Annotated in this window: 19 protein-coding genes; 9 read left to right on the top strand and 10 right to left on the bottom strand. The window is 57.8% G+C overall.

Annotation, left to right across the window (positions count from 1 at the left end):
* Positions 1 to 31 precede the first annotated feature (31 nt).
* The 5 genes from odhB to brnQ all read left to right on the top strand — a co-directional run bounded on the left by odhB (position 32) and on the right by brnQ (position 6831).
* Positions 32 to 1252: a 2-oxoglutarate dehydrogenase complex dihydrolipoyllysine-residue succinyltransferase gene (gene odhB / locus ACP7BE_RS07525; RefSeq protein WP_083369842.1), complete on the top strand. Its 1221-nt coding sequence runs from the start codon at positions 32 to 34 to the stop codon at positions 1250 to 1252.
* Positions 1253 to 1357: 105 nt separating this feature from the next.
* A complete protein-coding gene (gene lpdA, locus ACP7BE_RS07520; protein WP_016780172.1) occupies positions 1358 to 2794 on the top strand; it encodes a dihydrolipoyl dehydrogenase in 1437 nt (478 codons plus the stop codon).
* A gap of 226 nt (positions 2795 to 3020) precedes the next feature.
* Entirely contained in the window at positions 3021 to 4187 is a 1167-nt protein-coding gene (sucC, locus tag ACP7BE_RS07515) for an ADP-forming succinate--CoA ligase subunit beta (protein ID WP_016780173.1), read from the top strand.
* Complete coding sequence (sucD, locus tag ACP7BE_RS07510) at positions 4187 to 5068, top strand: succinate--CoA ligase subunit alpha (protein WP_095002114.1); 882 nt, start codon at positions 4187 to 4189, stop codon at positions 5066 to 5068. The genes sucC and sucD overlap by 1 nt, the downstream gene beginning before the upstream one ends.
* A 449-nt stretch (positions 5069 to 5517) precedes the next feature.
* Positions 5518 to 6831, top strand: a complete 1314-nt coding sequence (gene brnQ, locus ACP7BE_RS07505) for a branched-chain amino acid transport system II carrier protein (RefSeq protein WP_426105391.1) — start codon at positions 5518 to 5520, stop codon at positions 6829 to 6831.
* Positions 6832 to 7002: 171 nt separating this feature from the next.
* Here brnQ and ACP7BE_RS07500 read toward each other — a convergent pair whose 3' ends face one another.
* Positions 7003 to 7272, bottom strand: coding sequence for a hypothetical protein (locus tag ACP7BE_RS07500; protein ID WP_016780176.1), 270 nt, complete (start codon positions 7270 to 7272; stop codon positions 7003 to 7005).
* Between the two features lie 233 nt (positions 7273 to 7505).
* Here ACP7BE_RS07500 and htpG point away from each other — a divergent pair, with 233 nt between their 5' ends.
* Positions 7506 to 9410: a molecular chaperone HtpG gene (htpG, locus tag ACP7BE_RS07495; protein ID WP_016780177.1), complete on the top strand. Its 1905-nt coding sequence runs from the start codon at positions 7506 to 7508 to the stop codon at positions 9408 to 9410.
* A gap of 58 nt (positions 9411 to 9468) precedes the next feature.
* Entirely contained in the window at positions 9469 to 10197 is a 729-nt protein-coding gene (locus ACP7BE_RS07490; protein WP_426105388.1) for a dienelactone hydrolase family protein, read from the top strand.
* A gap of 108 nt (positions 10198 to 10305) precedes the next feature.
* Here the strand turns inward: ACP7BE_RS07490 and yegQ are convergent, their stop codons facing one another.
* The 8 genes from yegQ to ACP7BE_RS07450 form a co-directional block, all read right to left on the bottom strand.
* Positions 10306 to 11646 (bottom strand): tRNA 5-hydroxyuridine modification protein YegQ, encoded by a 1341-nt coding sequence (gene yegQ / locus ACP7BE_RS07485; RefSeq protein ID WP_133144927.1) that lies wholly within the window; start codon positions 11644 to 11646, stop codon positions 10306 to 10308.
* 66 nt (positions 11647 to 11712) lie between these two features.
* Complete coding sequence (locus tag ACP7BE_RS07480; protein WP_095019115.1) at positions 11713 to 12624, bottom strand: EamA family transporter; 912 nt, start codon at positions 12622 to 12624, stop codon at positions 11713 to 11715.
* Positions 12625 to 12712: 88 nt separating this feature from the next.
* A complete protein-coding gene (locus ACP7BE_RS07475) occupies positions 12713 to 13993 on the bottom strand; it encodes a TRAP transporter large permease (RefSeq protein WP_095002109.1) in 1281 nt (426 codons plus the stop codon).
* Positions 13994 to 14521, bottom strand: coding sequence for a TRAP transporter small permease (locus tag ACP7BE_RS07470; protein ID WP_095002108.1), 528 nt, complete (start codon positions 14519 to 14521; stop codon positions 13994 to 13996). It abuts the gene before it with no gap.
* Between the two features lie 61 nt (positions 14522 to 14582).
* A complete protein-coding gene (locus tag ACP7BE_RS07465; protein ID WP_095002107.1) occupies positions 14583 to 15566 on the bottom strand; it encodes a TRAP transporter substrate-binding protein in 984 nt (327 codons plus the stop codon).
* Positions 15567 to 15615: 49 nt separating this feature from the next.
* Complete coding sequence (locus tag ACP7BE_RS07460) at positions 15616 to 16503, bottom strand: glucurono-1,5-lactonase (RefSeq protein ID WP_095023963.1); 888 nt, start codon at positions 16501 to 16503, stop codon at positions 15616 to 15618.
* Positions 16504 to 16547: 44 nt separating this feature from the next.
* Positions 16548 to 17375, bottom strand: a complete 828-nt coding sequence (locus tag ACP7BE_RS07455) for an NAD-dependent epimerase/dehydratase family protein (RefSeq protein ID WP_095031728.1) — start codon at positions 17373 to 17375, stop codon at positions 16548 to 16550.
* A 247-nt stretch (positions 17376 to 17622) separates the two neighbouring features.
* Positions 17623 to 18918 carry an OprD family porin gene (locus tag ACP7BE_RS07450; protein ID WP_426105383.1) on the bottom strand — a complete coding sequence of 432 codons (1296 nt, stop codon included), beginning with the start codon at positions 18916 to 18918 and terminating at the stop codon, positions 17623 to 17625.
* A 146-nt stretch (positions 18919 to 19064) separates the two neighbouring features.
* On the opposite strand from ACP7BE_RS07450, the gene ACP7BE_RS07445 reads away from it, so the two are divergent.
* Complete coding sequence (locus ACP7BE_RS07445; protein ID WP_426105381.1) at positions 19065 to 20147, top strand: AI-2E family transporter; 1083 nt, start codon at positions 19065 to 19067, stop codon at positions 20145 to 20147.
* Here the strand turns inward: ACP7BE_RS07445 and ACP7BE_RS07440 are convergent.
* Complete coding sequence (locus ACP7BE_RS07440; RefSeq protein WP_426105379.1) at positions 20144 to 22261, bottom strand: TonB-dependent receptor family protein; 2118 nt, start codon at positions 22259 to 22261, stop codon at positions 20144 to 20146. The two genes, ACP7BE_RS07445 and ACP7BE_RS07440, sit on opposite strands and share 4 nt — an antisense overlap.
* A gap of 433 nt (positions 22262 to 22694) precedes the next feature.
* Between ACP7BE_RS07440 and ACP7BE_RS07435 the strand changes: the two genes are divergently transcribed.
* Positions 22695 to 22964, top strand: a complete 270-nt coding sequence (locus ACP7BE_RS07435; protein ID WP_095020255.1) for a short-chain dehydrogenase — start codon at positions 22695 to 22697, stop codon at positions 22962 to 22964.
* The last annotated feature ends 604 nt before the right edge of the window (positions 22965 to 23568 follow it).

The raw sequence follows: 23568 nt of genomic DNA, 5'->3' as shown, positions 1-23568 counted from the left end.
CACTGAAACCGAATTTAAGGAACCAAAGAACATGGCTATCGAGATCAAAGCCCCAACATTTCCGGAATCGGTTGCCGATGGCACCGTTGCCACCTGGCACAAGCAACCGGGCGACGCTGTAAAGCGCGACGACCTGATTGTCGACATCGAAACCGACAAGGTAGTGCTGGAAGTATTGGCCACTGCTGACGGCGTGCTGGGCGCTATCGTCAAGAACGAAGGCGACACCGTTCTGTCCGACGAAGTGCTGGGCTCCATCGTTGAAGGCGGCGCTGCTGCTGCCGCTCCTGCTGCTGCCGCTGCACCGGCCGCCCAGGCTGCTGCTCCGGCTGCCGATGGCGAAGACGATCCTGTTGCTGCTCCGGCTGCACGCAAGATCGCTGAAGAAAACGGTATCAACATCGCTTCCGTTGCCGGTACTGGCAAAGGCGGTCGTGTGACCAAGGAAGACGTAGTTGCTGCGGTAGCTGCCAAAAAAGCCGCTCCTGCTGCTGCGCCGGCCAAGGCCGCTGCACCTGCCGCTGCCGCTCCGGTATTCGCTGCTGGCGACCGCGTAGAAAAACGCGTTCCGATGACCCGCGTTCGTGCCACCGTGGCCAAGCGTCTGGTTGAAGCTCAGTCGAACATGGCGATGCTGACCACTTTCAACGAAGTGGACATGACTGAAATCATGGCACTGCGTTCGAAGTACAAGGATCTGTTCGAGAAGTCCCACAACGGCGTACGCCTGGGCTTCATGTCGTTCTTCGTGAAAGCAGCTACCGAAGCACTGAAACGCTTCCCGGCCGTTAACGCCTCGATCGACGGTTCCGACATCGTTTACCACGGCTTCGCCGACATCGGTGTAGCTGTTTCCAGCGACCGTGGTCTGGTGGTTCCGGTTCTGCGTAACGCCGAACTGATGAGCCTGGCTGAAATCGAAGGCGGCATCGCTGCCTACGGTAAAAAAGCCCGTGACGGCAAACTGTCGATCGACGAAATGACCGGTGGTACTTTCACTATCACCAACGGTGGTACTTTCGGTTCGATGATGTCGACCCCGATCGTTAACCCGCCGCAAGCCGCGATCCTGGGCATGCACAACATCCTTCAGCGTCCAATGGCAGTCAACGGTCAGGTAGTTATCCGTCCGATGATGTATTTGGCTCTGTCTTACGATCACCGCTTGATCGATGGCAAAGAAGCTGTAAGTTTCCTGGTAGCAATCAAAAACCTGCTGGAAGACCCGGCTCGTCTGCTGCTGGATATCTAATAGAAGCTGCTGCAAGTTTCAGGTGCCAGGCTGCGGGAAAAAGCAGTCTGGCTTTGGCTTGCAGCTTGCTGCTGACAGCTTGTAGCTAATAGAGGATCTATTTTCATGTCTCAGAAATTTGACGTTGTAGTGATTGGTGCGGGCCCTGGCGGCTATGTTGCAGCCATCAAGGCCGCGCAACTGGGCCTTTCGACTGCTTGCATCGAAAAATACACCGACAAGGAAGGCAAACTGGCGCTGGGCGGTACTTGCCTGAACGTTGGCTGCATTCCATCCAAGGCGCTGCTGGACAGCTCCTGGAAGTACCACGAAGCCAAGGATGCATTCGCCATCCACGGCATCACCACCGGTGAAGTGAAGATGGACGTTGCTGCGATGGTTGGCCGTAAAGCCAACATCGTTAAAGGTCTGACTTCCGGCGTTGCGACCCTGTTCAAGGCCAACGGCGTTACTTCCCTGCAAGGCCACGGCAAACTGCTGGCCGGCAAGCGTGTTGAGCTGACCAAGCCAGACGGCAGCGTTGAAATCATCGAAGCCGAGAACGTGATTCTGGCTTCGGGCTCGCGTCCGATCGACATTCCACCTGCTCCAGTCGACAACAACGTGATCGTTGATTCGACCGGCGCCCTGGAATTCCAGTCCGTGCCAAAACGTCTGGGCGTTATCGGCGCTGGCGTGATCGGTCTGGAACTGGGTTCGGTATGGTCCCGTCTGGGCGCTGAAGTGACTGTTCTGGAAGCCCTGGACACCTTCTTGATGGCTGCTGACGCTGCCGTTTCGAAAGAAGCCTACAAAACCCTGACCAAACAAGGTCTGGACATCAAGCTGGGTGCTCGCGTCACCGGTTCCAAGGTCAACGGCGAAGAAGTCGTTGTGACCTACACCGACGCCAACGGCGAACAGACCATCACCTTCGACAAGCTGATCGTAGCCGTGGGTCGCCGTCCGGTGACTACCGAGTTGCTGGCAGCTGACAGCGGCGTGACCATCGACGAGCGCGGTTTCGTGTTTGTTGACGATCATTGCGCAACCAGCGTACCGGGCGTATTCGCCATTGGTGACGTGGTTCGCGGCATGATGCTGGCACACAAGGCTTCCGAAGAAGGCATCATGGTTGTCGAGCGCATCAAAGGTCACAAGACCGAGATGAACTACGACCTGATTCCATCGGTTATTTACACTCACCCGGAGATCGCGTGGGTTGGTAAAACCGAGCAGGCCTTGAAAGCTGAAGGCGTTGAGGTTAACGTCGGCACCTTCCCGTTCGCCGCCAGTGGCCGTGCCATGGCAGCAAACGACACCGGTGGCTTTGTCAAAGTCATTGCTGATGCCAAAACTGACCGCGTACTGGGCGTCCACGTGATTGGCCCGAGCGCTGCAGAGCTGGTACAGCAGGGCGCGATCGGTATGGAATTCGGCACCAGCGCTGAAGATCTGGGCATGATGGTTTTCTCCCATCCGACCCTGTCCGAAGCCTTGCACGAAGCAGCACTGGCTGTGAATGGCGGCGCCATCCACATTGCCAACCGTAAGAAACGTTAAGACCAGACAATAAGAAACCACGGCGGTTTGCCCGTCGTGAGCCTTGCTAGCAAGCCTCACCGCGGAACTTCCGCCGGACGCAGTCTTGTCTTGTTTTAACCGGGCCCGGCTCCGCTCAAGCGGATGTCGGGTTTGTTGAAACAGCACAAGCAGCAGTCACAGGTGGTGCGGCACTAATAGTAGTGCAGCGCCGAATGCGCAGTACCTAACGAAGACGGTAAAAAGCATGAATCTTCACGAGTATCAGGGTAAGCAGCTGTTCGCTGAATACGGCCTGCCAGTATCCAAGGGTTATGCAGTAGACACCCCGGAAGCAGCCGCAGAAGCTTGCGACAAAATCGGTGGGACCGAATGGGTTGTAAAAGCCCAGGTTCACGCAGGTGGTCGCGGTAAAGCGGGCGGCGTTAAGCTGGTTCGCAGCAAAGAAGACGCTAAAGCATTCGCACAACAGTGGTTGGGCAAGCGTCTGGTGACTTACCAGACTGACGCCAATGGTCAGCCGGTCACCAAGATCCTGGTTGAGTCGTGCACTGATATCGCTAAAGAGCTGTACCTGGGCGCTGTCGTTGACCGTTCGAGCCGTCGTATCGTGTTCATGGCTTCCACCGAAGGTGGCGTGGACATCGAGAAAATCGCTCACGACACTCCAGAAAAAATTCTGAAAGCAACGATCGATCCACTGGTTGGCGCACAGCCATTCCAGGGTCGCGAGTTGGCTTTCCAGCTGGGTCTGGAAGGCAAGCAAGTTGCTCAGTTCGCCAAGATCTTCGTAGGTCTGGCCAAACTGTTCAAGGATCACGATCTGGCCCTGCTGGAAGTGAACCCGCTGGTTATCAAGACTGACGGCGATCTGCACTGCCTCGATGCCAAAATCAACATCGACGCAAACGCCATGTACCGTCAGCCTAAGCTGAAAACTTTCCACGATCCGTCGCAAGACGATCCGCGCGAAGCGCACGCTGCCAAGTTCGAACTGAACTACGTAGCGCTGGAAGGCAACATCGGCTGCATGGTTAACGGCGCTGGTCTGGCCATGGGCACCATGGACATCGTTAACCTGCATGGCGGCAAGCCAGCCAACTTCCTCGACGTTGGCGGTGGTGCTACCAAAGAACGCGTTACCGAAGCGTTCAAAATCATCCTGTCCGACAGCAATGTCGCAGCAGTGCTGGTTAACATCTTCGGCGGCATCGTTCGTTGCGACATGATTGCCGAAGGCATCATCGGTGCAGTGAAAGAAGTCGGCGTGAAAATCCCGGTAGTTGTGCGCCTTGAAGGCAACAACGCTGATCTGGGCGCTAAAGTACTGGCAGAAAGCGGTTTGAACATCATCGCTGCTACCAGCTTGACCGACGCTGCTCAACAAGTTGTTAAAGCTGCGGAGGGCAAGTAATGAGCGTCCTGATCAATAAAGACACCAAAGTTATCTGCCAGGGCATCACCGGTTCGCAGGGCAGCTTCCACACCCAGCAAGCCATCGAATACGGCACCAAGATGGTTGGTGGCGTTACTCCGGGCAAAGGCGGCACCACTCACCTGGACCTGCCTGTTTTCAACACCGTGAAAGAAGCCGTAGAAGCAACTGGCGCAACCGCCAGCGTTATCTACGTACCGGCTCCTTTCTGCAAGGACTCGATCCTTGAAGCAGCGTTCGGTGGCATCAAGCTGATCGTGTGCATCACTGAAGGCATTCCTACCCTGGACATGCTGGACTGCAAAGTTAAGTGCGACGAACTGGGTGTTACCCTGATCGGCCCTAACTGCCCGGGCGTTATCACGCCAGGCGAATGCAAGATCGGCATCATGCCAGGTCACATTCACTTGCCAGGCAAAGTAGGCATCGTGTCGCGTTCCGGCACCCTGACTTACGAAGCTGTAAAGCAAACCACTGACGCCGGTTTCGGCCAGTCGACTTGCGTAGGCATCGGTGGTGACCCGATCCCTGGTTCCAACTTCATCGACATCCTGAAGCTGTTCCAGGAAGACCCGAAGACCGAAGCGATCGTCATGATCGGTGAGATCGGCGGTTCGGCTGAAGAAGAAGCGGCTGCCTACATCAAGGCAAACGTGACCAAGCCGGTTGTTTCCTACATCGCTGGTGTGACTGCCCCTCCAGGCAAGCGCATGGGCCACGCAGGCGCAATCATCTCTGGCGGCAAGGGTACTGCAGACGAGAAGTTTGCTGCCCTGGAAGACGCAGGCGTAAAAACCGTGCGTTCGCTGGCAGACATCGGCAAGGCTCTGTCCGAGCTGACTGGCTGGGCAATGAAGTAAGCCTCGCGCTTAACTGACTGCTCTACCAGGCAAAGGCCACCTTCGGGTGGCCTTTGTGCGTTTGGGGTCAAGCAAAACCCTTGTGGGAGCGGGCTTGCTCGCGATGCAGGCGCCGCGGTCATTCAGATAAATCGCGTCGTTACCATCGCGGGCAAGCCCGCTCCCACAACGAGCGGTTTTGAGCTATCCAGGGCAGGCAAAACCACACCAAAGCATTTTTCGATGTCGTCCAGGCGACAACTGCGTTCGTTCATCGGACAGTCCGCCCTCTAACAGTGCGCTGTATGAAAAAACTCGGTAATCTTGCCAGCATTCCGCAGTTCTGCGTGTGCATCCCAAAAGGAAGCCACGCGCTAGAAGGGTTGGTCTTATACGGATCGACAGCATTTCCCACATCCGCACGGGAAATTCCCCTCTAAATCCCGATTCAGTAGTGTGGTATTTCCGTAATGAAAGTATTGAAAGGCCAGGACATCCTGGCACTTGGGTTTATGACTTTTGCCCTGTTCGTTGGGGCAGGCAACATCATTTTCCCGCCAATCGTTGGCCTGCAGGCCGGACCTAACGTCTGGATGGCTGCATTGGGCTTCCTGATCACCGCAGTCGGTCTGCCGGTAGTCACCGTTATTGCCCTGGCCAAGGTCGGTGGCGGCATGGACGCACTGAGCAGCCCGATCGGCAAGATCGCCGGGGGCTTGTTGGCAGCCGTGGCCTATCTGGCTGTTGGCCCGTTGTTCGCGACCCCGCGTACCGCCACCGTATCCTTTGAAGTCGGCCTGGCACCTTTGACCGGTGAAAGCCCACTGGCGCTGTTTCTGTACAGCTCGGTGTACTTCCTGATCGTGTTTTTTGTGTCGTTGTACCCGGGTCGCCTGCTGGACACGGTAGGGCGCTTCCTTGCTCCGTTGAAGATCATCGCCCTGGCCATTCTCGGCATTGCTGCCGTTGCCTTGCCTGCAGGTGATGTTGGCGTCGCGACCCCCGAGTACGTGGCCGCACCGTTCTCCCAGGGTTTTATCAATGGCTACTTGACCATGGATACCCTGGGTGCGCTGGTGTTCGGTATCGTGATCGTGAATGCCATCCGTTCCCGTGGTGTTGAATCACCCAAGCTGATTACCCGCTACGCCATCATTGCCGGCCTGATCGCCGGTGTCGGCCTGGCGCTGGTCTACATCAGCCTGTTCCGCCTGGGTGCGGGCAGCCATGAAGTGGCGGCGGGTGCAACCAATGGTGCGGCGGTACTGCACGCCTATGTACAACACACCTTCGGTTCGCTGGGCAGCGGTTTCCTTGCCGTACTGATTGCACTGGCTTGCCTGGTAACGGCCGTTGGCCTGACCTGTGCCTGCGCTGAATACTTCAGTACTGTGCTGCCACTGTCTTACAAGACGCTGGTGATCATCCTTGCGCTGTTTTCGCTGGCCGTGTCGAACCTTGGCTTGACCCAGTTGATTGCGTTTTCCATCCCGTTGCTGACGGCGATCTACCCGCCTTGCATCGTGTTGGTGGCGCTGAGTTTCTGCAAAGGCCTGTGGAATGCCCAGAGCCGGATCGTTGGTCCGGTCATGCTGGTGTCATTCTTCTTTGGCTCGATCGACGCGCTTAAAGGTGCTGGCCTGGGAGAGTGGATTCCGACCCAATTGGCCAATATGCCATTTAGCGAGCAGGGCCTGGCGTGGCTGGTGCCTAGTCTTGTGACCCTGCTGGGCGCAGTAATCTGCGACCGTCTGCTGGGCAAACGAGTTGAAGCAATGGCGTAATTACCCGGTTCGCCAAAAGCGTTGCCGAGTCAATAAAAAAGCCCTGCATCTTAATGGATGCAGGGCTTTTTTAATGGGCGTGTGTTCAAGCATGCAAACACTAACCCTTAACGTTCAGATACAACAAAGCCCGCACTTGGCGGGCTTGGTTTTATATCGCAGAAAGTCGTGTTACTTGCTTTCTGGAGTTGCCGCAGGTGCAACCGGAGCAGTCTGGCCGGCTTCTTCAGCAGCGGCTTTATTGGACTCGGCTTGTGCTTTTGCAGCTTCGGCGTTTTCTTTGGCCGCGTCGTTTACTTTGTCTTGTGCTTCAGACATTTTTTCTTGCGCTTGCTCAGAGTGCTGGGCAGCGTCCTGGGCTTTGTCTTCGGATTTTTTGTCGCAGGCAGCCAGGCCAAGCGAAGCAGCCAGCATCAAGGCAACAGCAAAAGTATTACGCATGGGGTGTTTCTCCTTATGAGTAGATCTACGGGGCGTTTGAGCATGGGCTGATGGCTTAAGTTCCATGCTCGAACACATATATAAGTAAAGCAGCGCGGGCGGAAACTATTGGTAAAAAACTTGAGCCACTGGTTCGACCCTTGAAATTTGCATCATTGGCCCCAACTTTCATCACATCCCGCCGCTAACCCTTACGGGCGTGGCCACTGCCATCCAATCGGAGTTTGATAACAATGAGCGTGGAAACTCAAAAAGAAACCCTGGGCTTCCAGACCGAGGTCAAGCAACTGCTGCACCTCATGATCCATTCGCTGTACTCCAACAAGGAAATCTTCCTTCGCGAACTGATCTCGAACGCCTCTGATGCTGTCGACAAATTACGTTTTGAAGCACTGTCCAAGCCAGATCTGCTGGAGGGCGGTGCCGAGCTTAAAATCCGTGTGAGTTTCGACAAAGACGCCAACACCGTCACCCTCGAAGACAACGGTATCGGCATGAACCGCGATGACGTGATCACCCACCTGGGTACGATCGCCAAGTCCGGCACTGCCGACTTCATGAAAAACCTCACCGGCGACCAGAAAAAAGATTCGCATCTGATCGGTCAGTTCGGCGTGGGTTTCTACTCGGCCTTTATCGTTGCCGACAAGGTTGACGTGTACAGCCGCCGTGCCGGTACCCCGGCAAGCGAGGGCGTGCACTGGTCTTCGAAGGGCGAGGGCGAGTTTGAAGTGGCCACCGTCGAGAAGGCCGACCGCGGCACCAAAATCGTGCTGCACCTCAAACCTGGCGAATCCGAATTCGCTGACGGCTGGCGCCTGCGCAATATCATCAAGAAGTACTCCGACCATATCGCCCTGCCTATCGAACTGCCTAAAGAGCAGACCGTTGCCGAAGGCGAAGAGGCGCCTGCACTGGAATGGGAAACCGTCAACCGTGCCAGTGCCCTGTGGACCCGTCCTCGTACTGAAGTAAAGGATGAGGAATACCAGGAGTTCTACAAGCACATTGCTCATGACTACGAGAACCCGCTGGCCTGGAGCCACAACAAGGTTGAGGGCAAGCTCGAATACAGTTCATTGCTCTACGTTCCGGCCCGGGCTCCTTTTGATCTGTACCAGCGTGAAGCGCCTAAAGGCCTGAAGCTGTATGTGCAGCGTGTCTTCGTGATGGATCAGGCCGAGTCGTTCCTGCCGCTGTACCTGCGCTTTATCAAGGGCGTGATCGACTCCAACGACCTGTCGCTGAACGTGTCGCGGGAAATCCTGCAAAAAGACCCGATCATCGACTCGATGAAGACGGCGCTGACCAAGCGTGTACTCGACATGCTGGAAAAACTGGCGAAGAACGAGCCTGAGAAATATCAGGGTTTCTGGAAAAACTTCGGCCAGGTGATGAAAGAAGGTCCGGCCGAAGATTTCGCCAACAAGGAAAAAATCGCCGGTCTGCTGCGTTTTGCTTCGACCCACGGCGACGACGGCGAACAGAATGTTTCCTTGACCGACTACCTGGCCCGCGCCAAGGAAGGTCAGGACAAGATTTACTACCTGACCGGCGAAACCTACGCGCAGGTTAAAAACAGCCCGCACCTCGAAGTCTTCCGCAAAAAAGGCATCGAAGTCCTGCTGCTGACCGACCGCATCGACGAGTGGCTGATGAGCTACCTCAGCGACTTCGACGGCAAGAGCTTTGTCGACGTGGCCCGTGGTGACCTCGACCTGGGCAATCTGGACTCGGAAGAGGACAAGAAAGCGGCAGAAGAAGTGGCCAAGGCCAAAGAAGGTCTGGTTGAGCGCATCAAGGCTGCCTTGGGCGAGAGCGTCAGCGAAGTGCGCGTGTCGCATCGTCTGACTGATTCCCCGGCGATTCTTGCCATTGGTGAGCAGGATCTGGGCATGCAAATGCGTCAGATCCTCGAAGCCAGCGGTCAAAAAGTGCCTGAGTCCAAGCCTATCTTCGAGTTCAACCCGGCTCACCCGCTGATCGAGAAACTCGATGCAGAGCAGAGTGAAGAGCGTTTTGGCGACCTGTCGCACATCCTCTTCGATCAGGCAGCCCTGGCAGCCGGTGACAGTTTGAAAGACCCTGCGGCCTATGTCCGTCGGCTAAACAAATTGTTAGTAGAGTTGTCGGTCTAACCGCGCTATAAAAACCCGCTTCGGCGGGTTTTTTTTGTTTCAAATTCAGGAGTTTTTGATGAAATCCATTTCGGTCAGCTCTGTGGCTTATCAAATCGACGGCCAACCTTACGAAGGCCGTTTGGCCTTTGATCCGAGCCGTGAAGACCCGTTGCCGGGTTTGCTGATGGCGCCCAACTGGATGGGCATCAGCGCAGGCGCCGAAGAGATTGCCAAGTCGGTGGCAGAACAGGGTTATGTGGTACTGATCGCCGATTTGTATGGCCAGGGCACCCGGCCCGGCAACGCCGACGAGGCCGGTGCGGCGATGATGCCGCTCAAGAATGACCGTGCCTTGCTGCGCAAGCGTATGTGGGCAGCGTATGACATGCTGAAAAATCAGGGCCTGGCCCAGGTCGACAGCAACAAGCTGGCAACCTTTGGTTTCTGTTTTGGCGGGTGCTGTTCACTGGAACTGGCACGCAGTGGTGCACCGTTGCAAGCTGCGGTGTCATTCCACGGCACGCTGGACACACCTAACCCTATCGATGCCCAGAGCATCAAGGGCTCGGTGCTGGTGTTCCACGGCGCGCTGGACCCATTGGTGCCAAGCGAGCAGCTACCAGCGTTTGAGGCGGAGATGAACGCGGCGGGTGTGGACTGGCAACTGACCAGCTATGGCGGCGCAGTGCATTCGTTCACTGACCCCCACGCCAATGTGCCGGGCAAGATGATGTACGACGCCAAAACTGCGGGTCGGGCGTTCACCGCCATGCATAACTTGCTGGATGAAGTGTTTCGCGATTAATCGCACTCACGACAGTCTGTGGGAGCGGGCTTGCTCGCGATGCTGACGGCTCGGTCTGTCAGACAACACCGGGCGATGCTATCGCGAGCAAGCCCGCCCCCACAGTGGTCACGCCGAACGTTCCATCACCTCGCTCACCGTCAAATCACGCATCAACAACCCGTAGTTCAAGTCCACCTGTTCGGGGATCGGCAGGTACACCGTGTGGCCATCACCCGGCGCCACTTGGGTCGGCAAGCCTGCACTGTTAAGCAAACGTTCCAGATCAAAGTGATAGTTGCCGTGGGGTGTCATCAGCTCCAGATGATCGCCCAAAGCAAATCGGTTTTTCACTTTGACTTCGGCCAGGCCATTGCGTCGTTCGCCGGTCAATTCCCCGACAAACTGCTGGCGATGGGACAATGAACTGCCATGCAGGTAGTTCTGGTATTCATCGTGGACATGGCGGCGCAAGAACCCTTCGGTATAGCCGCGCTGGGCCAGGGACTCCAGATCGGTCATCAGGCTGCGGTCAAACTCACGACCCGCCACCGCATCATCGATGGCCTTGCGATACACCTGGGTGGCGCGCGCGCAGTAAAAGTGCGACTTGGTGCGGCCCTCGATCTTCAGCGAATGCACGCCCATTTCCGCCAGCCGCGCCACATGCTGTACAGCACGCAGATCCTTGGAGTTCATGATGTAAGTACCGTGTTCGTCCTCGAACGCGGTCATCGGTTCATCCGGGCGCTGGGATTCGTGCATCACGAATACTTCGTCAGTGGGTGCACCTACGCCCAGGGTAGGCTCAACCACATTGACGATATTGCCCAGCTCGTTTTCTGTACCCGGTCTGGCCTCGTACTTCCAGCGGCAGGCATTGGTGCAGCTGCCCTGGTTGGCATCACGCTTGTTCATGTAGCCAGATAACAGGCAGCGCCCGGAGTAGGCCATGCATAGCGCGCCATGTACGAAAATCTCCAGCTCCATATCGGGTACTTGCTGACGGATTTCTTCGATCTCTTCCAGCGACAACTCCCGGGACAGGATGATGCGGCTCAGGCCTTGCTGGCGCCAGAATTCAACACTGGCCCAGTTCACGGTATTGGCCTGAACCGACAAGTGAATCGGCACATGGGGGAAGTTTTTGCGCACCAGCATGATCAGGCCCGGGTCGGACATGATCAGCGCATCCGGTGCCATGGCAATCACCGGCTCCAGATCCTTGAGAAAGGTACGCAGCTTGGCGTTGTGCGGGGCGATATTGACCACAACGTAAAAACGTTTGCCCTGGGCCTGGGCTTCGGCGATACCAATGGCCAGGTTGGTGTGGTCGAATTCGTTGTTGCGCACGCGCAAGCTGTAGCGTGGTTGGCCCGCATACACCGCGTCGGCGCCATACGCGAAGGCATAGCGCATATTTTTCAGGGTGCCGGCAGGGGCGAGGAGTTCGGGCGGAGCAAGGCGCATAGTCAGTTCGTTCGCAAAAAAGGCGCGATGGTAGTCGAGCCCTTGCTCCCGGCTATTGATCTGGATCTATGCTTTGCGCGGCCAGGTCAGCATCACAATGCCCGCGACCACAATCAGGCCGCCGATGATCTGGCCGCTGCTGAGCAACTGGTCAAGAATCAGCCAGCCAAACAGCAGGCTCGCCACCGGTTCGACGTTCATTACCGGTGCGTTGCGGGCCATGTTCAGCCGCGTCATGCAGATAAACAACAGGCAGAAGCCCAGCCCGTAAAGCGCAACCAGAAAGGCCAGGGCTGTCCAGCCGGTAGACGAGGAGGGTAGCGAAACCCCGCCCGGCAGCACCCCGCTGACCCCGGCCAGGGCTGCCGCACAAAATACGATAAGCATGGTCAGCATGCTACGCACCGTACCGCGCAGGCTCGAGAGTTTGTGATCGGTGATCCATAGCGCACAGGCAAACACGCAAGCGGCAGCAAAGCCGAAGAGGATGCCTTCGAGCCACTGTGCCTCGGTACTGTGCTGGCTGGACAAACGTTCGGGCACGTCGAGGGCAAACACCAGGCCGCACATGATCAGCCCCATCAGCAGTGCCGCCCGCAGGGTGGGTGCCGCACCGCCCAGGGCCCAGGTCAGCAGTACCAGCAGGATCGGCGCCATATTGCCGATCAACAATGCCAGGGCCACGGGGATACGGGCCACGGCTGAATAAATGCAGAAGCTTTGTGCTGCGATCAGCAATCCCAACAGCAATTGCCAGCGCCAGTTGGCGGGCGTTAGCCGAGGGCGCTCGCGTTGCCATAGCACCAGGCCGGTCAATACCAGCAAGGTCACGCCAGCACGACATAGAATCGCCAGCAGCAAACCGGTGTCGTGGTCGAAGGCAATCCGGGCGGCGATATGATTGCCCGCAAAAGCGCAGGCCAGCAGTACCAGAATCAATACTGCGATATGGCGGGGGAACAACGCAGGAGCAGACATAAGCAACCAGCCTCCTTGGCTGGAAATAGAGCCGCTTTAATATCCCTGTGGGAGCGGGCTTGCTCGCTCCCACAGGGGTAAGGCGGGGTTACAGCACCAGGTTTGGCAACCACAGCGAGATGGCCGGAACGTAGGTCACCAGCATCAGCACCATAAACAGTGCCAGGTAGAATGGCAGCAGCGCTTTAACGGTGTTTTCGATGGTGACCTTGCCCACGGCTGCACCCACGAACAGCACCGCGCCCACCGGCGGTGTGATCAGGCCGATGCCCAGGTTGACCAGCATGATCATGCCAAAATGTACCGGGTCGACACCGATACCGATAATCACCGGCAGCAGGATCGGGGTGAGGATCAGGATCAGCGGCGCCATGTCCATCACCGTGCCCAGCAACAACAACATGACGTTGATGCACATCAGGATCACGTAGCGGTTATCCGACAGGGTCAGGAACGCGGTGGTGATCTTCATCGGGATTTCCATCAGCGTCAGGATGTAACCGAAGCTGGCAGCAAAGCCGATCAGGATCATCACGATGGAAATGGTACGCACCGCCCGATGCATCAGCTTGGGCAAATCACGCCACTTGTAGTCGCGGTAAATGAACATGGTGACGAAGAACGACCACACCACCGCGACCGCCGCCGATTCGGTGGCAGTGAAGACGCCAGTGAGGATGCCGCCAAGGATGATGACCATGGCCATCAGGCCCCACATCGCTTCACCGGCGATTTTCAGCGCGGTGCGCAGCGGGATCACTTCACCCTTGGGGTAGTTGCGTCTGCGCGCAAAGATCATGCACAGGCCCATCATCACTGCGCTGAGCAACAACCCCGGCATGATCCCGGCCATAAACAGCGAAGCGATCGATACCGTGCCGCCCGCTGCCAGCGAGTACAGCACCGAGTTGTGGCTGGGCGGGGTGAGCAAAGCCTGTACCGAGCCGCTGACCGTTACCGCCGTGGAGAACTCACGGGGGTAACCGGCGCGCTCCATTTCCGGAATCAGTACCGAGCCCACGGAAGCGGTGTCGGCGACGGAAGAGCCGGAAATTGCGCCAAAGAAGGTCGAGGCGACGATATTGACCAGCGACAGGCCGCCGCGCACAAACCCTACCAGTACCCCGGCAAAGGCCACCAGCCGACGTGACATGCCGCCTTCGGCCATGATGGCACCGGCCAGGACAAAAAACGGGATGGCCAGCAGCGAGAACTTGTTAACCCCACCTGCCACTTGAATCATCAGGGCATCGAACGGGATATCGATCCACCAGGCGCCGACGAGTGCCGACAGGCCCAGCGCGTAGGCGACCGGCATGCCGATAAGGATCAGGGCGATAAAACTGCCCAACAATACGAAAGCGTCCATTTATACGGCCTCTTCGCTGGCTTCTACGATGTCGAACCGCACGGCACGGCGGTGGCTTTGGTCACCCAGGAAGAGTTTTTCCAGGACGAAGATCAGGGTCACGATGCCGCCCAGCGGGATAGGCAAATAGGAGATGCCTACGCGCAAACCCGGCATTTCGCCAAGAAACTGGTTCCAGGTGGTCGCGCACAGTTTGAAGCCCTTGACCGTCATAAACAGGCAGACGATGACCATCAGGATTTGCACCAGCACCGCGGCCAGTTTGCGGACATGGGCCGGCATGCGCTCGACCGCCATCGCCACTGCCATATGGGCACCGGCACGGTAGCTGGCGGCAGCGCCAAAGAAGGTAAACACCACCATCAGCAGAATGGCGGTGGGCTCGGGCCAGCTGGAGCCGCTGCCCAGCACGTAGCGGGCAAAAATGCCCCAGGGGATGATCAAGGTCATGGTCAGCACCGACAAACCGGCGATCCCGATGCAGGCCCTGTACAGCAAGTCATTAAAGCGCAGTACGGTATTTTTCATGGGGCTCACCACTACGCGGCAAACGGGCTTGCGCCCGTTGCGGCGGCGTTATCGGACTGGCTTATTGGACGGCTTCGATGCGCGAGATCAGATCTTTGTAGTTGGCACCGTACTTGTCGCGAACCGGCTGGGTGGCGTCGTAGAAGGCTTTTTTCTGCTCCGGGGTGAGGGTGATGAATTCCACGCCTGCGGTCTTGAGCTTGGTTTCGCTCTCTGCGGATTTTTTGTCCCAGATCACTCGCTCTTCCATTTGCGCTTCACGGGCCAGTTTTTGCACCAGGGCTTGTTGCTCGGGGCTGAGTTTGGCCCAGGTGGTCTTGGCGATCACGATCGGCTCGGGGAGGATCAGGTGGTCGGTCCAGGTGAAGTACTTGGCGTTCTGGTAGTGGTTGTGCTCAAGGAAGGTCGGCGGGTTGTTCTCTGCGCCATCGATCACGCCGGTCTGCAGGGCGCTGAAAATCTCGCCGGTGGCCATGGCGATGCCATTACCGCCCATGTCGTTGATGGTGTCGATAAACACCGGGTTGCCTTGTACGCGGATTTTCATGCCTTTGAGGTCGGCAATCTCACGTACCGGTTTTTTTGTGTACAGGTTGCGTGTGCCGCCATCCATCCAGGCCAGCGCGACCATATTGAAGTCGGAGTTGGTGATTTTATCCAGCATCTCCTGGCCGATTTCGCCGTCGATGATCTTGCGCATATGGGCCTGGTCGCGGAACACGAACGGCAGGTTGAAGGCATTGGTTTCCGGTACTACCGGACCAAGGATGCCGAGGCTGACCCGGGTCATCTGCACCGCGCCGGACTGCAATTGTTCGACCACTTCTTTCTCTGAACCCAGTACGCCACCAGCAAACATCTTGAAAGAAATATCGCCGTTGCTCTGTTCCTGAAGCTTTTTGCCCATTTCCTGTTCGGCCAGCACCGGCGGATAGCCAGTGGGATGAACCTCGGCGAACTTGATCTTGATTTCGGCCTGGGCCACGCCTGAGAGGCAGAAGGCCAGGGGGAGAGCAGCAATCAGCAGGGTGCGTTTGAAATCCATGGGTCACTCCAAATATTGTTTTTGTTATTTCAAGGTGTTGGATCGGTTGTCAGTTATTCAGTAGTGGCTCCGGCAAGCCCTTGACCCCGGGGCGGAGGGCAAACACGCCTCCTGCCAACGGCTGGTCGGCGAGATCGCCTGCAGGGCGGATCGAGGTCACAAACAGGGTGTCCAGATCAGCGCCGCCAAAAGCGCACATCGCCGGTTTTTTCACGGGTACGGTCAGGGAGCGGTCGAGCTTGCCTTGCGGGGTAAAGCGATGGATCAGCCCGGCATCGTTGCCGCAAATCCAGTAGCAGCCCTCGGCATCCACGGCGGCGCCATCGGGGCGACCCGGGTGCTCGCTCATGTCCACAAACAGGCGACGGTTGTGAGGGGTACCCGTGTCGGTGTCGTAGTCAAAAGCCCAGATTTTTTGCACGTCCGGGTGTGAGTCCGACAGGTACAGGGTTTTGCCATCGGGGCTGAACGCCAGGCCGTTGGGCACGATCAAGCCCTGCAGTTGCGCCGTGAGCGGCTCGGTCTGGCCTGCGTTGTAGCGGTACATGGCGCCCACCGGGGCGCCGGCGGCCATGTCCATCACCATGGTGCCCGCCCAGAAGCGGCCCTGGCGGTCGCAGCGGCCATCATTGAAGCGCATGCCTGGCAGGGCATGGGTCACGCTGGCCAGCAAACGACTGTCGAGGCTGCCATCGGCGTGAGGGGTGATAGCGAACAGACCGTTTTCCATCGCGGCGATCCAACTGCCATGACCTGTCTGAGCAATGCAGGCGAGCATTTGCGAGGCTTGCCAACTGTGCTCTTTACCATCGGCGGGGCTCCAGCGATGCAAGCGTTTTGCCGGGATATCCACCCAGTAAAGTGCCTGCTCCGCGATGCTCCAGACCGGGCTTTCGCCGGTGGCATTACGTGCATCGAGAATCAGTTCAGCTGTCATGATGCCTCGACCTCTGTGATCTTGTTTTGGTTGCAGGGACGTATTTATTCGTCGCCAAACGGGCCGGCAGCCACGAAGGCACCGCCCTGGTAAACCATGCTAGGGTCATTGGCCGCAGGCATCGGCTGAGCTTCGATCTTGTCGCGAAACACTTCAGAGGTGTCTCTGGGCTCAAAACCCAGGTGGGCGGCATAGCGGTTGTCCCACCACACATTGAGGTTGTTGGAGGCGCCATAGACCACGGTGTGGCCGACATCCGGCGTGTACAGCGAGCGCTCGAGCAGCTGTGTAAGGTCAGCAAAGCTCAGCCAGGTGCTCATCATCCGGCGGTTTTGCGGCTCGGGGAACGAGGAACCGATGCGGATGCTGACGGTTTCGATGCCATAGCGATCGAAGTAGAAGGTGGCCATGTCTTCGCCATAAGACTTGGACAGCCCGTAGTAACTGTCAGGCCGGCGCGGGGAGTGGGCATCCAGGGTCTGGTCCTGTTTGTAGAACCCGATGACATGGTTGGAACTGGCGAAAATCACCCGTTTGACGCCATGCCGGCGTGCCGCTTCGTAGATATGGAAAATGCCGCTGATATTGGGGCCGAGGATCTCTTCGAACGGGCGCTCCACCGAGACACCGCCAAAGTGCAGGATGGCGTCTACCCCTTCAACCAGCTGGTGGACGGCCTGTTTGTCGGCAAGGTCGCACATGAGCACTTCCTCGCGGCTGTCGGCAGCGGGAGCCATTGCGGCGATATCTGAAAGTCGCAGCACCCTGGCGTAGGGCTTGAGGGTTTCGCGTAGCACCTTCCCCAGACCGCCAGCAGCACCGGTGAGGAGAAGGCGATTGAAGGGGGTTTGGACAGTGTGTGTGGTTGTCATCAAAGGGCCCTGTCGTACTTGTTATTGTCAGTTGTCGTATGACTTGGGTTGGATTATTCACAGCCATTGCGGTGGTTGTCAATGCACAAGTTTGTGAAGCCAAAGCCCCTCACCCTAGCCCTCTCCCGGAGGGAGAGGGGACTGAAGGCAAAAGCAGTTCTGCGTAACACCACACATCGGCCCCCTCTCCCTTTGGGAGAGGGCAGGGGTGAGGGTCGCAAGCGCCCCCCGATGGCACAGACATGACTTACAGCAACGACAACGGATAGCTGATAAAGATGCGGTTTTCGTCGAATTCGTGGGTGCTGTAGTCGCGTCGGATACTCGCATTGCGCCAGCGCAGGTTGAGGTCCTTGAACGTACCGGCCTGTACGGTGTAAGCCAGTTCCGATTCGCGGCCCCATTCCTTGCCATCGGTGATGCTGCCGGTGTGGATGTTATCGCCACTGATATAGCGGTTCATCATGGTCAGACCGGGGACGCCGAGCACCGCGAAATCCAGGTCATGACGCACTTGCCAGGAGCGCTCCTTGGCCAGGTCATAGCTGGAGTTGTAGCTGTCGTTGGCCAGGGTTCCGCCGCTGGTGCCATTGACCCTGAACCAGCCATCGTCGCCACTGATTTTCTGCAGGCCCACATACAGAGTGTTGCCCTTGTATTTGGCCGACAGCAGGGCGTAGGCGGTTCTATTGTCCAGGTCCCCCGCCAGTTTGTTACCGTCTTCCTTGCCCCAGAAATAACCGAGGTTTGCGCCCAGCGTCACATCGCCAACAGGTTGGCTGTGCAACAGGTTTAAAAATTGCTGCTGGTAGATGTCTTCCAGCTGGGCATACCACAGGCCGACCTGGGTACGCTTTTCATTGAAGCTGTAATCACCGCCGGCAAAGTTGAAGCGATCGGAGGTAAAGGCACCTTTGCCGTTGAGCGACATGTCTTCCATGCTTGCGTCGTTACGCGGGCTGTTGGCGCGGAACTGGCCACCGTAGAGGTTCAGCCCGGCGATTTCTTTTGAAGTGATCTGGCCGCCACGGAAGGTTTGCGGCAAGGAGCGGCCATCGTCCGAGCGCAGGATCGGCAGCACCGGCATCCACTCGCCGATTTTCAGTTCCGTATTGGAGATTTTGGCCTTGGCCGCAATACCCAAACGACCAAAGTTATCGGCGGGCTCACCATCGCTGTGGGTCGGTAACAGTTGAGTACCGACCGTGCCCTTGCCGCCGTCGAGTTTTTGCGAGTAAAGCCCCAGTACATCCACTCCGAAACCGACAGTGCCCTGGGTAAAGCCAGACTTGACGTCGAGAATGAAGTTTTGCGTCCACTCTTCGGCCTTGCTTTGCGGGTAGTCAGGGTTGGTATAGTTGCGGTTGATGTAGGCGTTGCGCAGGTTCAATGTAGCCTTGGTGTCATCGATAAAGCCTTCGGCCATACCGCTGACGGGCAGCGCCAGACCCATGCTGCCAAGGCCCAGCAACACCAGCGAGCGGGTACCACGGGAGGTTCTTGAGCAAGTGAACAGGGAGGGGGCACAGGTAGGTGTGATCATCCGTAGAGCTCCTGAGTATTATTATTTTTGTTATCTGTCGTCGTACAACCAGGCAGATTATTTACAGAGTGTCTAGGGAGTTGTCAATGTCAGCGGCTACACTGCGTGCACCAGATTCCTACTCGCATCACTGACATGGATGGCTCATGAACGAAACAAGTCTGCAACGTAAAACCCTGCTCCTGTTGCTGGCCTTGGTCACAATTGCATTCATCTGGATTTTATTGCCGTTTTATGGCGCGATTTTTTGGGCTGTTGCCCTGGGGATTCTGTTTGCACCCCTGCAACGCAAGCTGCTGCTCAAGCTAAAAGGACGACGCAACCTGGCAACTTTTGCCACGCTGGGGGCCTGTACGGTGATCGCGATCATTCCGGTCATCATCACCACGACCTTGCTGGTGCAGGAAGTGGCAACGCTCTACAAGGATGTTGAAAGCGGCAGAATCAACGTCGCCAGCTATGTCATGCAGTTCAAGGATATCCTGCCGGCCACCGCCCAGGACTGGCTTGACCGTTTCGGCATGGGCAATATCGACGGGCTGAGCGAGAAAGTATCCAAGGGTGCACTCGAAGGCAGCCAGTTTTTTGCCACCCAGGTGTTCAGCTTTGGTCAGAGCACCTTTGATCTGGTGGTGAGCTTTTTCATCATGCTGTACCTGCTGTACTTCTTTATTCGTGATGGCCAGCAAATGGTGCGCACCATCCGCAACGCGGTACCGCTTGCAGAACAGCAAAAACGCCTGTTGCAGCTCAAATTGCGCCGTGTGGTCCGGGCCTCGGTCAAGGGCAACCTGGCGGTGGCCATTACCCAGGGGGCATTGGGCGGGGTGATTTTCTGGGTGTTGGGCATCCACAGCGCGCTGTTCTGGGCGGTGCTGATGATGTTCCTGTCGCTGTTGCCCGCCGTGGGTGCCGGCATCGTCTGGGCTCCGGTCGCGGTTTACTTCGTGGTGACCGGCTCGGTCTGGCAGGGTGTGGTGCTGGCGCTGTATGGGGTTTTTGTGATCGGCATGGTGGACAACGTGCTGCGCCCCATCCTGGTGGGCAAGGACACGAAAATGCCGGACTTCCTGATTTTGATCTCGACCCTGGGCGGCATGGCGATATTCGGCCTCAATGGCTTTGTGATCGGGCCATTGATTGCCGCCCTGTTCCTGTCCAGCTGGGGCCTGTTCAGTGGCACCCGGCGCAAGGTGCGGTTGCCAGCCGATATCCCGTCCGGCGATTAACGGAAGCTGTAGGAAACCCCCACGTAGGCGCCCCTGCCTTCACCGGGGGTGGAGCGCGCGGCGTCCAGTCCCTTGTCGTCATACCCTGGCGTAACCGTAGCGGCATAGCGCTCGCCACTCAGGTTGCGCAGGTCGAGCCAGGCTTGCCAGTCCTGCTTGGGGGCGTTGTAGCCCAGGGTTGCGCCCCAAAGCATATAGGACGAGGTGTAATACGAGTTGGCGTAATCCACCGCCATGCGTGAGGCAACCTGGGTGTTCACCCCGGCATAGAAGCCCTGCGGATGGTCATAGCGTACTTCGGCCTGGTAGTAGTGTTGCGGGATCCCCGGCAACTTGTTGTCGCCAAAGCGCTCGTCGTCACGGTAATGGAAGTCGCTGAAGGTGTAGGCCTGGCGCAGGGATACCTTGCCCACTGCTTGTCTTTCCCACAGCAGGCTGTTGAGTCCTGCTTCGATGCCTTGGTGCACGGTGGGGCTGGCGTTGGACTCGCCGACAATCGGGCTTTGGGTGAGAGTGGCGGCCTGGGTTTCGACGCTCAGCAGTTCATGGCGCACGGCCGAGTAATACCAGGCCAGATCCCACTGCCCGAGCCACGAATCGCCACGGGTGCCCAGTTCCAGAGTAGTAGCAGTTTGATTGTCCAGCGACACGGGGGTGCTCTGGCGACCGGTAGCCGGGCCACTGTTGACCGGGAAGGTAAACGGCGAGCCCCAGATCATCGACCACGGGTGCGGCGGCTCAACCGAACGGCTCAGGTTGCCGTATACCTGCAAGTGCGGATTGAACTCGTAACGCAGGCCAACACGGGGCGCGTAGTCCCAGTCATGCTGGCTGACCTTGCCACCGCTGTCGGGGTAGCTCACGTCGCTCTCGCGGCGGGTGTAGATCAGCGCCATGCCGGTGGTCAGCCACAGGTCGGGGATCAGTTCCAGATCATTGCTGGCGTGCAGCACGGTGTCGGAACCCTGGTAACTGAAGTCGCGAATCTTGGTGCCCGGGGCATAGCCTGCAGTGTTGCCCACAGGGATACGCACATATTCCGATGCACCGCTGTTAGGCAAATGCTTGGTGTTTCGCAGGCCCACGGTGGTGTTGCTTTCAAGGCCGAACAGAGTGTCGCGGCGCTTGTAGTTGAGCGTGCCGCTGACATCGGTGTAGGCAACTTTCAAACGGTTAGGGCCTTCTCGCAGATCCATCGGGTAGTCGTGATAGACCAGGCCCACTTCCAGCTGCGAATCGTCATCCAGGTACATCGTGGTCTTGTTGCCCAGCCAGGTACTGCCGGGTTGCGGGCGGCTGTAGTCCCCTGCCACATAGGCCGGGTTGGCTGCGCGGGGGTGATGCTTGATATTGTCTTTGGTCACGCGCCCGGCCAGTTCGTTATCGGTTTCGCGATAGCGCAGGTAGAAGCGGGTTTCCAGTTGTGGACTGAAGCGATAACCGACATTGGCTGCGATGCCTTTGCTGCTGCCAGCGGTATGGTGTTGATAGCCGTCGGTGTCTGAGTCGGTCAGGGCGACATAGTAGTCCAGATCTCCCAGCACCTGCCCGGAGCTGATCTGACGTTTCTGATAGCCATAGCTGCCCGTTTCGTAACGCACCTGCAATGGCGCGGCGTCGTAGCCGGTGTGGGTGACGTAGTTGATCGAGCCGCCCAGGGCCAGCGAGCCGGTGTCGAAGCCATTGGCGCCGCGCAGCACTTCGGCGCGGCTCAACCATAGCGGCTCGAACAGTTCGTAGGGCGTACCGCCGGGGCCGGTCAGGGGCAGGCCGTCGAACATGACATACAGCCCCGAGCCGTGGGCGCTGGGGGCGCGGTTGATGCCCGAGCCGCGCACCGAGACCTTGGCCCCGTCATTGCCCGCCGATTGCGCGTAGACCCCCGGCTGGTAGGCCAGTACATCGGCATTGCTGGCGGTGCGACCGTTTTCGACGCGGGCCATATCGATCAGGTTGCTGGCGCCGGGCACTTCATTGAGTGCGTTCTGGGCGGCTTCCAGTTCGCTGCTTTCTTCGCTGCGTACCTGCACCTCACCCAGTTCCAGGGCACTGCCGTAGGTGGGGGTGGCACTGAGGAGTGCCAAAGGTAAAAGCGAGGAGAACACGGATCGCATTAATGGAGCTTCCAGATCGATGGGCGGGCGGCGCGCCAGCCTATACAAGCCCGGAATCACTCGCAACTGTCACGGCTGCAATCCAGTTGTGGGAGCGAGCCTGCTCGCGAAGCTGCAAGCTCACGCTTTTTCGGGATTTATCGCACAGGTTTGGCAATTGCTGGAGGTCTGATGCGGGGCCTATAGTGGGTGCTCGCCGATAAGGCGACCGGGTTTGGCGATCCGGGAACTGCCTGGAAAAATACGTAATTGCTATAAATGCCGGAGCGTGTATTTTGCTCGCTGTGCTTTATGGCAGCTGTACGTGGGAGATCTTCGGATCTGCCGGGTTTTTCTGGGCTTTAACCGGTTCGCCAACCTGCGTACAGCGGCCACCTTTTTTGTTTGGCGACGAAAACAGGTGGTTAACTCCTAGAGCACCAGAGGTTTACCTATGACTGATTCAACGCTTATCCCACTTACCGCCATCGACTGCACCATCCCCGCGTTATTGATCGATCGTAGCGCTCCCCTCGATGTGCTCCATGCCAACGCAGTCGCCCGCGTTCTGGCTGTAACTCAACTGATGGAATCGTTCTCCAGCCGCGAAGTGCAGCAGGCCGATTCGGTTGATCTCAAACATCTGGCTACGGTTTCAGCGCAATTGCTGCGCGATGGTTGTGACCTGCTCGATGTGCTGGGCTGGCGCTTGCGGCCCGCTTGATCGTGTTTGTTTAACTGATACGTTGAGTACATATCCGGCATTTGTGTCTAACTTAAATAGTGGTTTCGCCCTTACGGCGAGTCCCTTTTTGAAGGACCAAAAAGGAACCAAAAAGTCCTCGCCCCATCGTACGGCCTTCGCTTCGCTCAGGTTCCCTCGCTCCGGCTCTGCTCCGTGGGCACGCCGCCACGGGCCATCCATGGCCCATCGCGGCTCTCCCGGCATCGATGCCGGGAGACCCACTCCACAGAACCTCCTCTCGGCCTCCCGGGAGGGCTGGCAGATCAAAAGCACTGCACCGCGAGGCGGCCGACCGGCCGGCCTGTTTGGCGGCGAGGTCTGCGAGCCCCGCACATCCCCTCTGTGGGAGCGGGCTTGCTCGCGATGGCATCGGCGCGCTTAGCCTGCCAGACCATGCCGTCTGCATCGCAGGTAAGCCAGCGTCCACAAGGGCTTGGTGCAGTTTCAAGCCTTAACCTTTGCTGTTGCTGTTGCTGTTGCTGTTGCTGTTGCTGTTGCTGTTGCTGTTGCTGTTGCTGTTGCTGTTGCTGTTGCTGTTGCTGTTGCTGTTGCTGTTGCTGTTGCTGTTGCTGTTGCTGTTGCT

This window comes from Pseudomonas sp. TWR1-1-3 (genome assembly GCF_049896805.1).
In the GTDB taxonomy this organism is placed as follows: Bacteria; Pseudomonadota; Gammaproteobacteria; order Pseudomonadales; family Pseudomonadaceae; genus Aquipseudomonas; species Aquipseudomonas bubulae.
Note: the sequence above shows the minus strand (reverse complement) of the source record. Positions and strands in the feature narration are given on the sequence as shown.

What these genes read in the sequence shown, in the direction of transcription:
- odhB (WP_083369842.1), top strand. Translation starts at nt 32, where the DNA reads ATGGCTATCGAGATCAAAGCCCCAACATTTCCGGAATCGGTTGCCGAT.
- lpdA (WP_016780172.1), top strand. Translation starts at nt 1,358, where the DNA reads ATGTCTCAGAAATTTGACGTTGTAGTGATTGGTGCGGGCCCTGGCGGC.
- sucC (WP_016780173.1), top strand. Translation starts at nt 3,021, where the DNA reads ATGAATCTTCACGAGTATCAGGGTAAGCAGCTGTTCGCTGAATACGGC.
- sucD (WP_095002114.1), top strand. Translation starts at nt 4,187, where the DNA reads ATGAGCGTCCTGATCAATAAAGACACCAAAGTTATCTGCCAGGGCATC.
- brnQ (WP_426105391.1), top strand. Translation starts at nt 5,518, where the DNA reads ATGAAAGTATTGAAAGGCCAGGACATCCTGGCACTTGGGTTTATGACT.
- ACP7BE_RS07500 (WP_016780176.1), bottom strand. Translation starts at nt 7,272, where the DNA reads ATGCGTAATACTTTTGCTGTTGCCTTGATGCTGGCTGCTTCGCTTGGC.
- htpG (WP_016780177.1), top strand. Translation starts at nt 7,506, where the DNA reads ATGAGCGTGGAAACTCAAAAAGAAACCCTGGGCTTCCAGACCGAGGTC.
- ACP7BE_RS07490 (WP_426105388.1), top strand. Translation starts at nt 9,469, where the DNA reads ATGAAATCCATTTCGGTCAGCTCTGTGGCTTATCAAATCGACGGCCAA.
- yegQ (WP_133144927.1), bottom strand. Translation starts at nt 11,646, where the DNA reads ATGCGCCTTGCTCCGCCCGAACTCCTCGCCCCTGCCGGCACCCTGAAA.
- ACP7BE_RS07480 (WP_095019115.1), bottom strand. Translation starts at nt 12,624, where the DNA reads ATGTCTGCTCCTGCGTTGTTCCCCCGCCATATCGCAGTATTGATTCTG.
- ACP7BE_RS07475 (WP_095002109.1), bottom strand. Translation starts at nt 13,993, where the DNA reads ATGGACGCTTTCGTATTGTTGGGCAGTTTTATCGCCCTGATCCTTATC.
- ACP7BE_RS07470 (WP_095002108.1), bottom strand. Translation starts at nt 14,521, where the DNA reads ATGAAAAATACCGTACTGCGCTTTAATGACTTGCTGTACAGGGCCTGC.
- ACP7BE_RS07465 (WP_095002107.1), bottom strand. Translation starts at nt 15,566, where the DNA reads ATGGATTTCAAACGCACCCTGCTGATTGCTGCTCTCCCCCTGGCCTTC.
- ACP7BE_RS07460 (WP_095023963.1), bottom strand. Translation starts at nt 16,503, where the DNA reads ATGACAGCTGAACTGATTCTCGATGCACGTAATGCCACCGGCGAAAGC.
- ACP7BE_RS07455 (WP_095031728.1), bottom strand. Translation starts at nt 17,375, where the DNA reads ATGACAACCACACACACTGTCCAAACCCCCTTCAATCGCCTTCTCCTC.
- ACP7BE_RS07450 (WP_426105383.1), bottom strand. Translation starts at nt 18,918, where the DNA reads ATGATCACACCTACCTGTGCCCCCTCCCTGTTCACTTGCTCAAGAACC.
- ACP7BE_RS07445 (WP_426105381.1), top strand. Translation starts at nt 19,065, where the DNA reads ATGAACGAAACAAGTCTGCAACGTAAAACCCTGCTCCTGTTGCTGGCC.
- ACP7BE_RS07440 (WP_426105379.1), bottom strand. Translation starts at nt 22,261, where the DNA reads ATGCGATCCGTGTTCTCCTCGCTTTTACCTTTGGCACTCCTCAGTGCC.
- ACP7BE_RS07435 (WP_095020255.1), top strand. Translation starts at nt 22,695, where the DNA reads ATGACTGATTCAACGCTTATCCCACTTACCGCCATCGACTGCACCATC.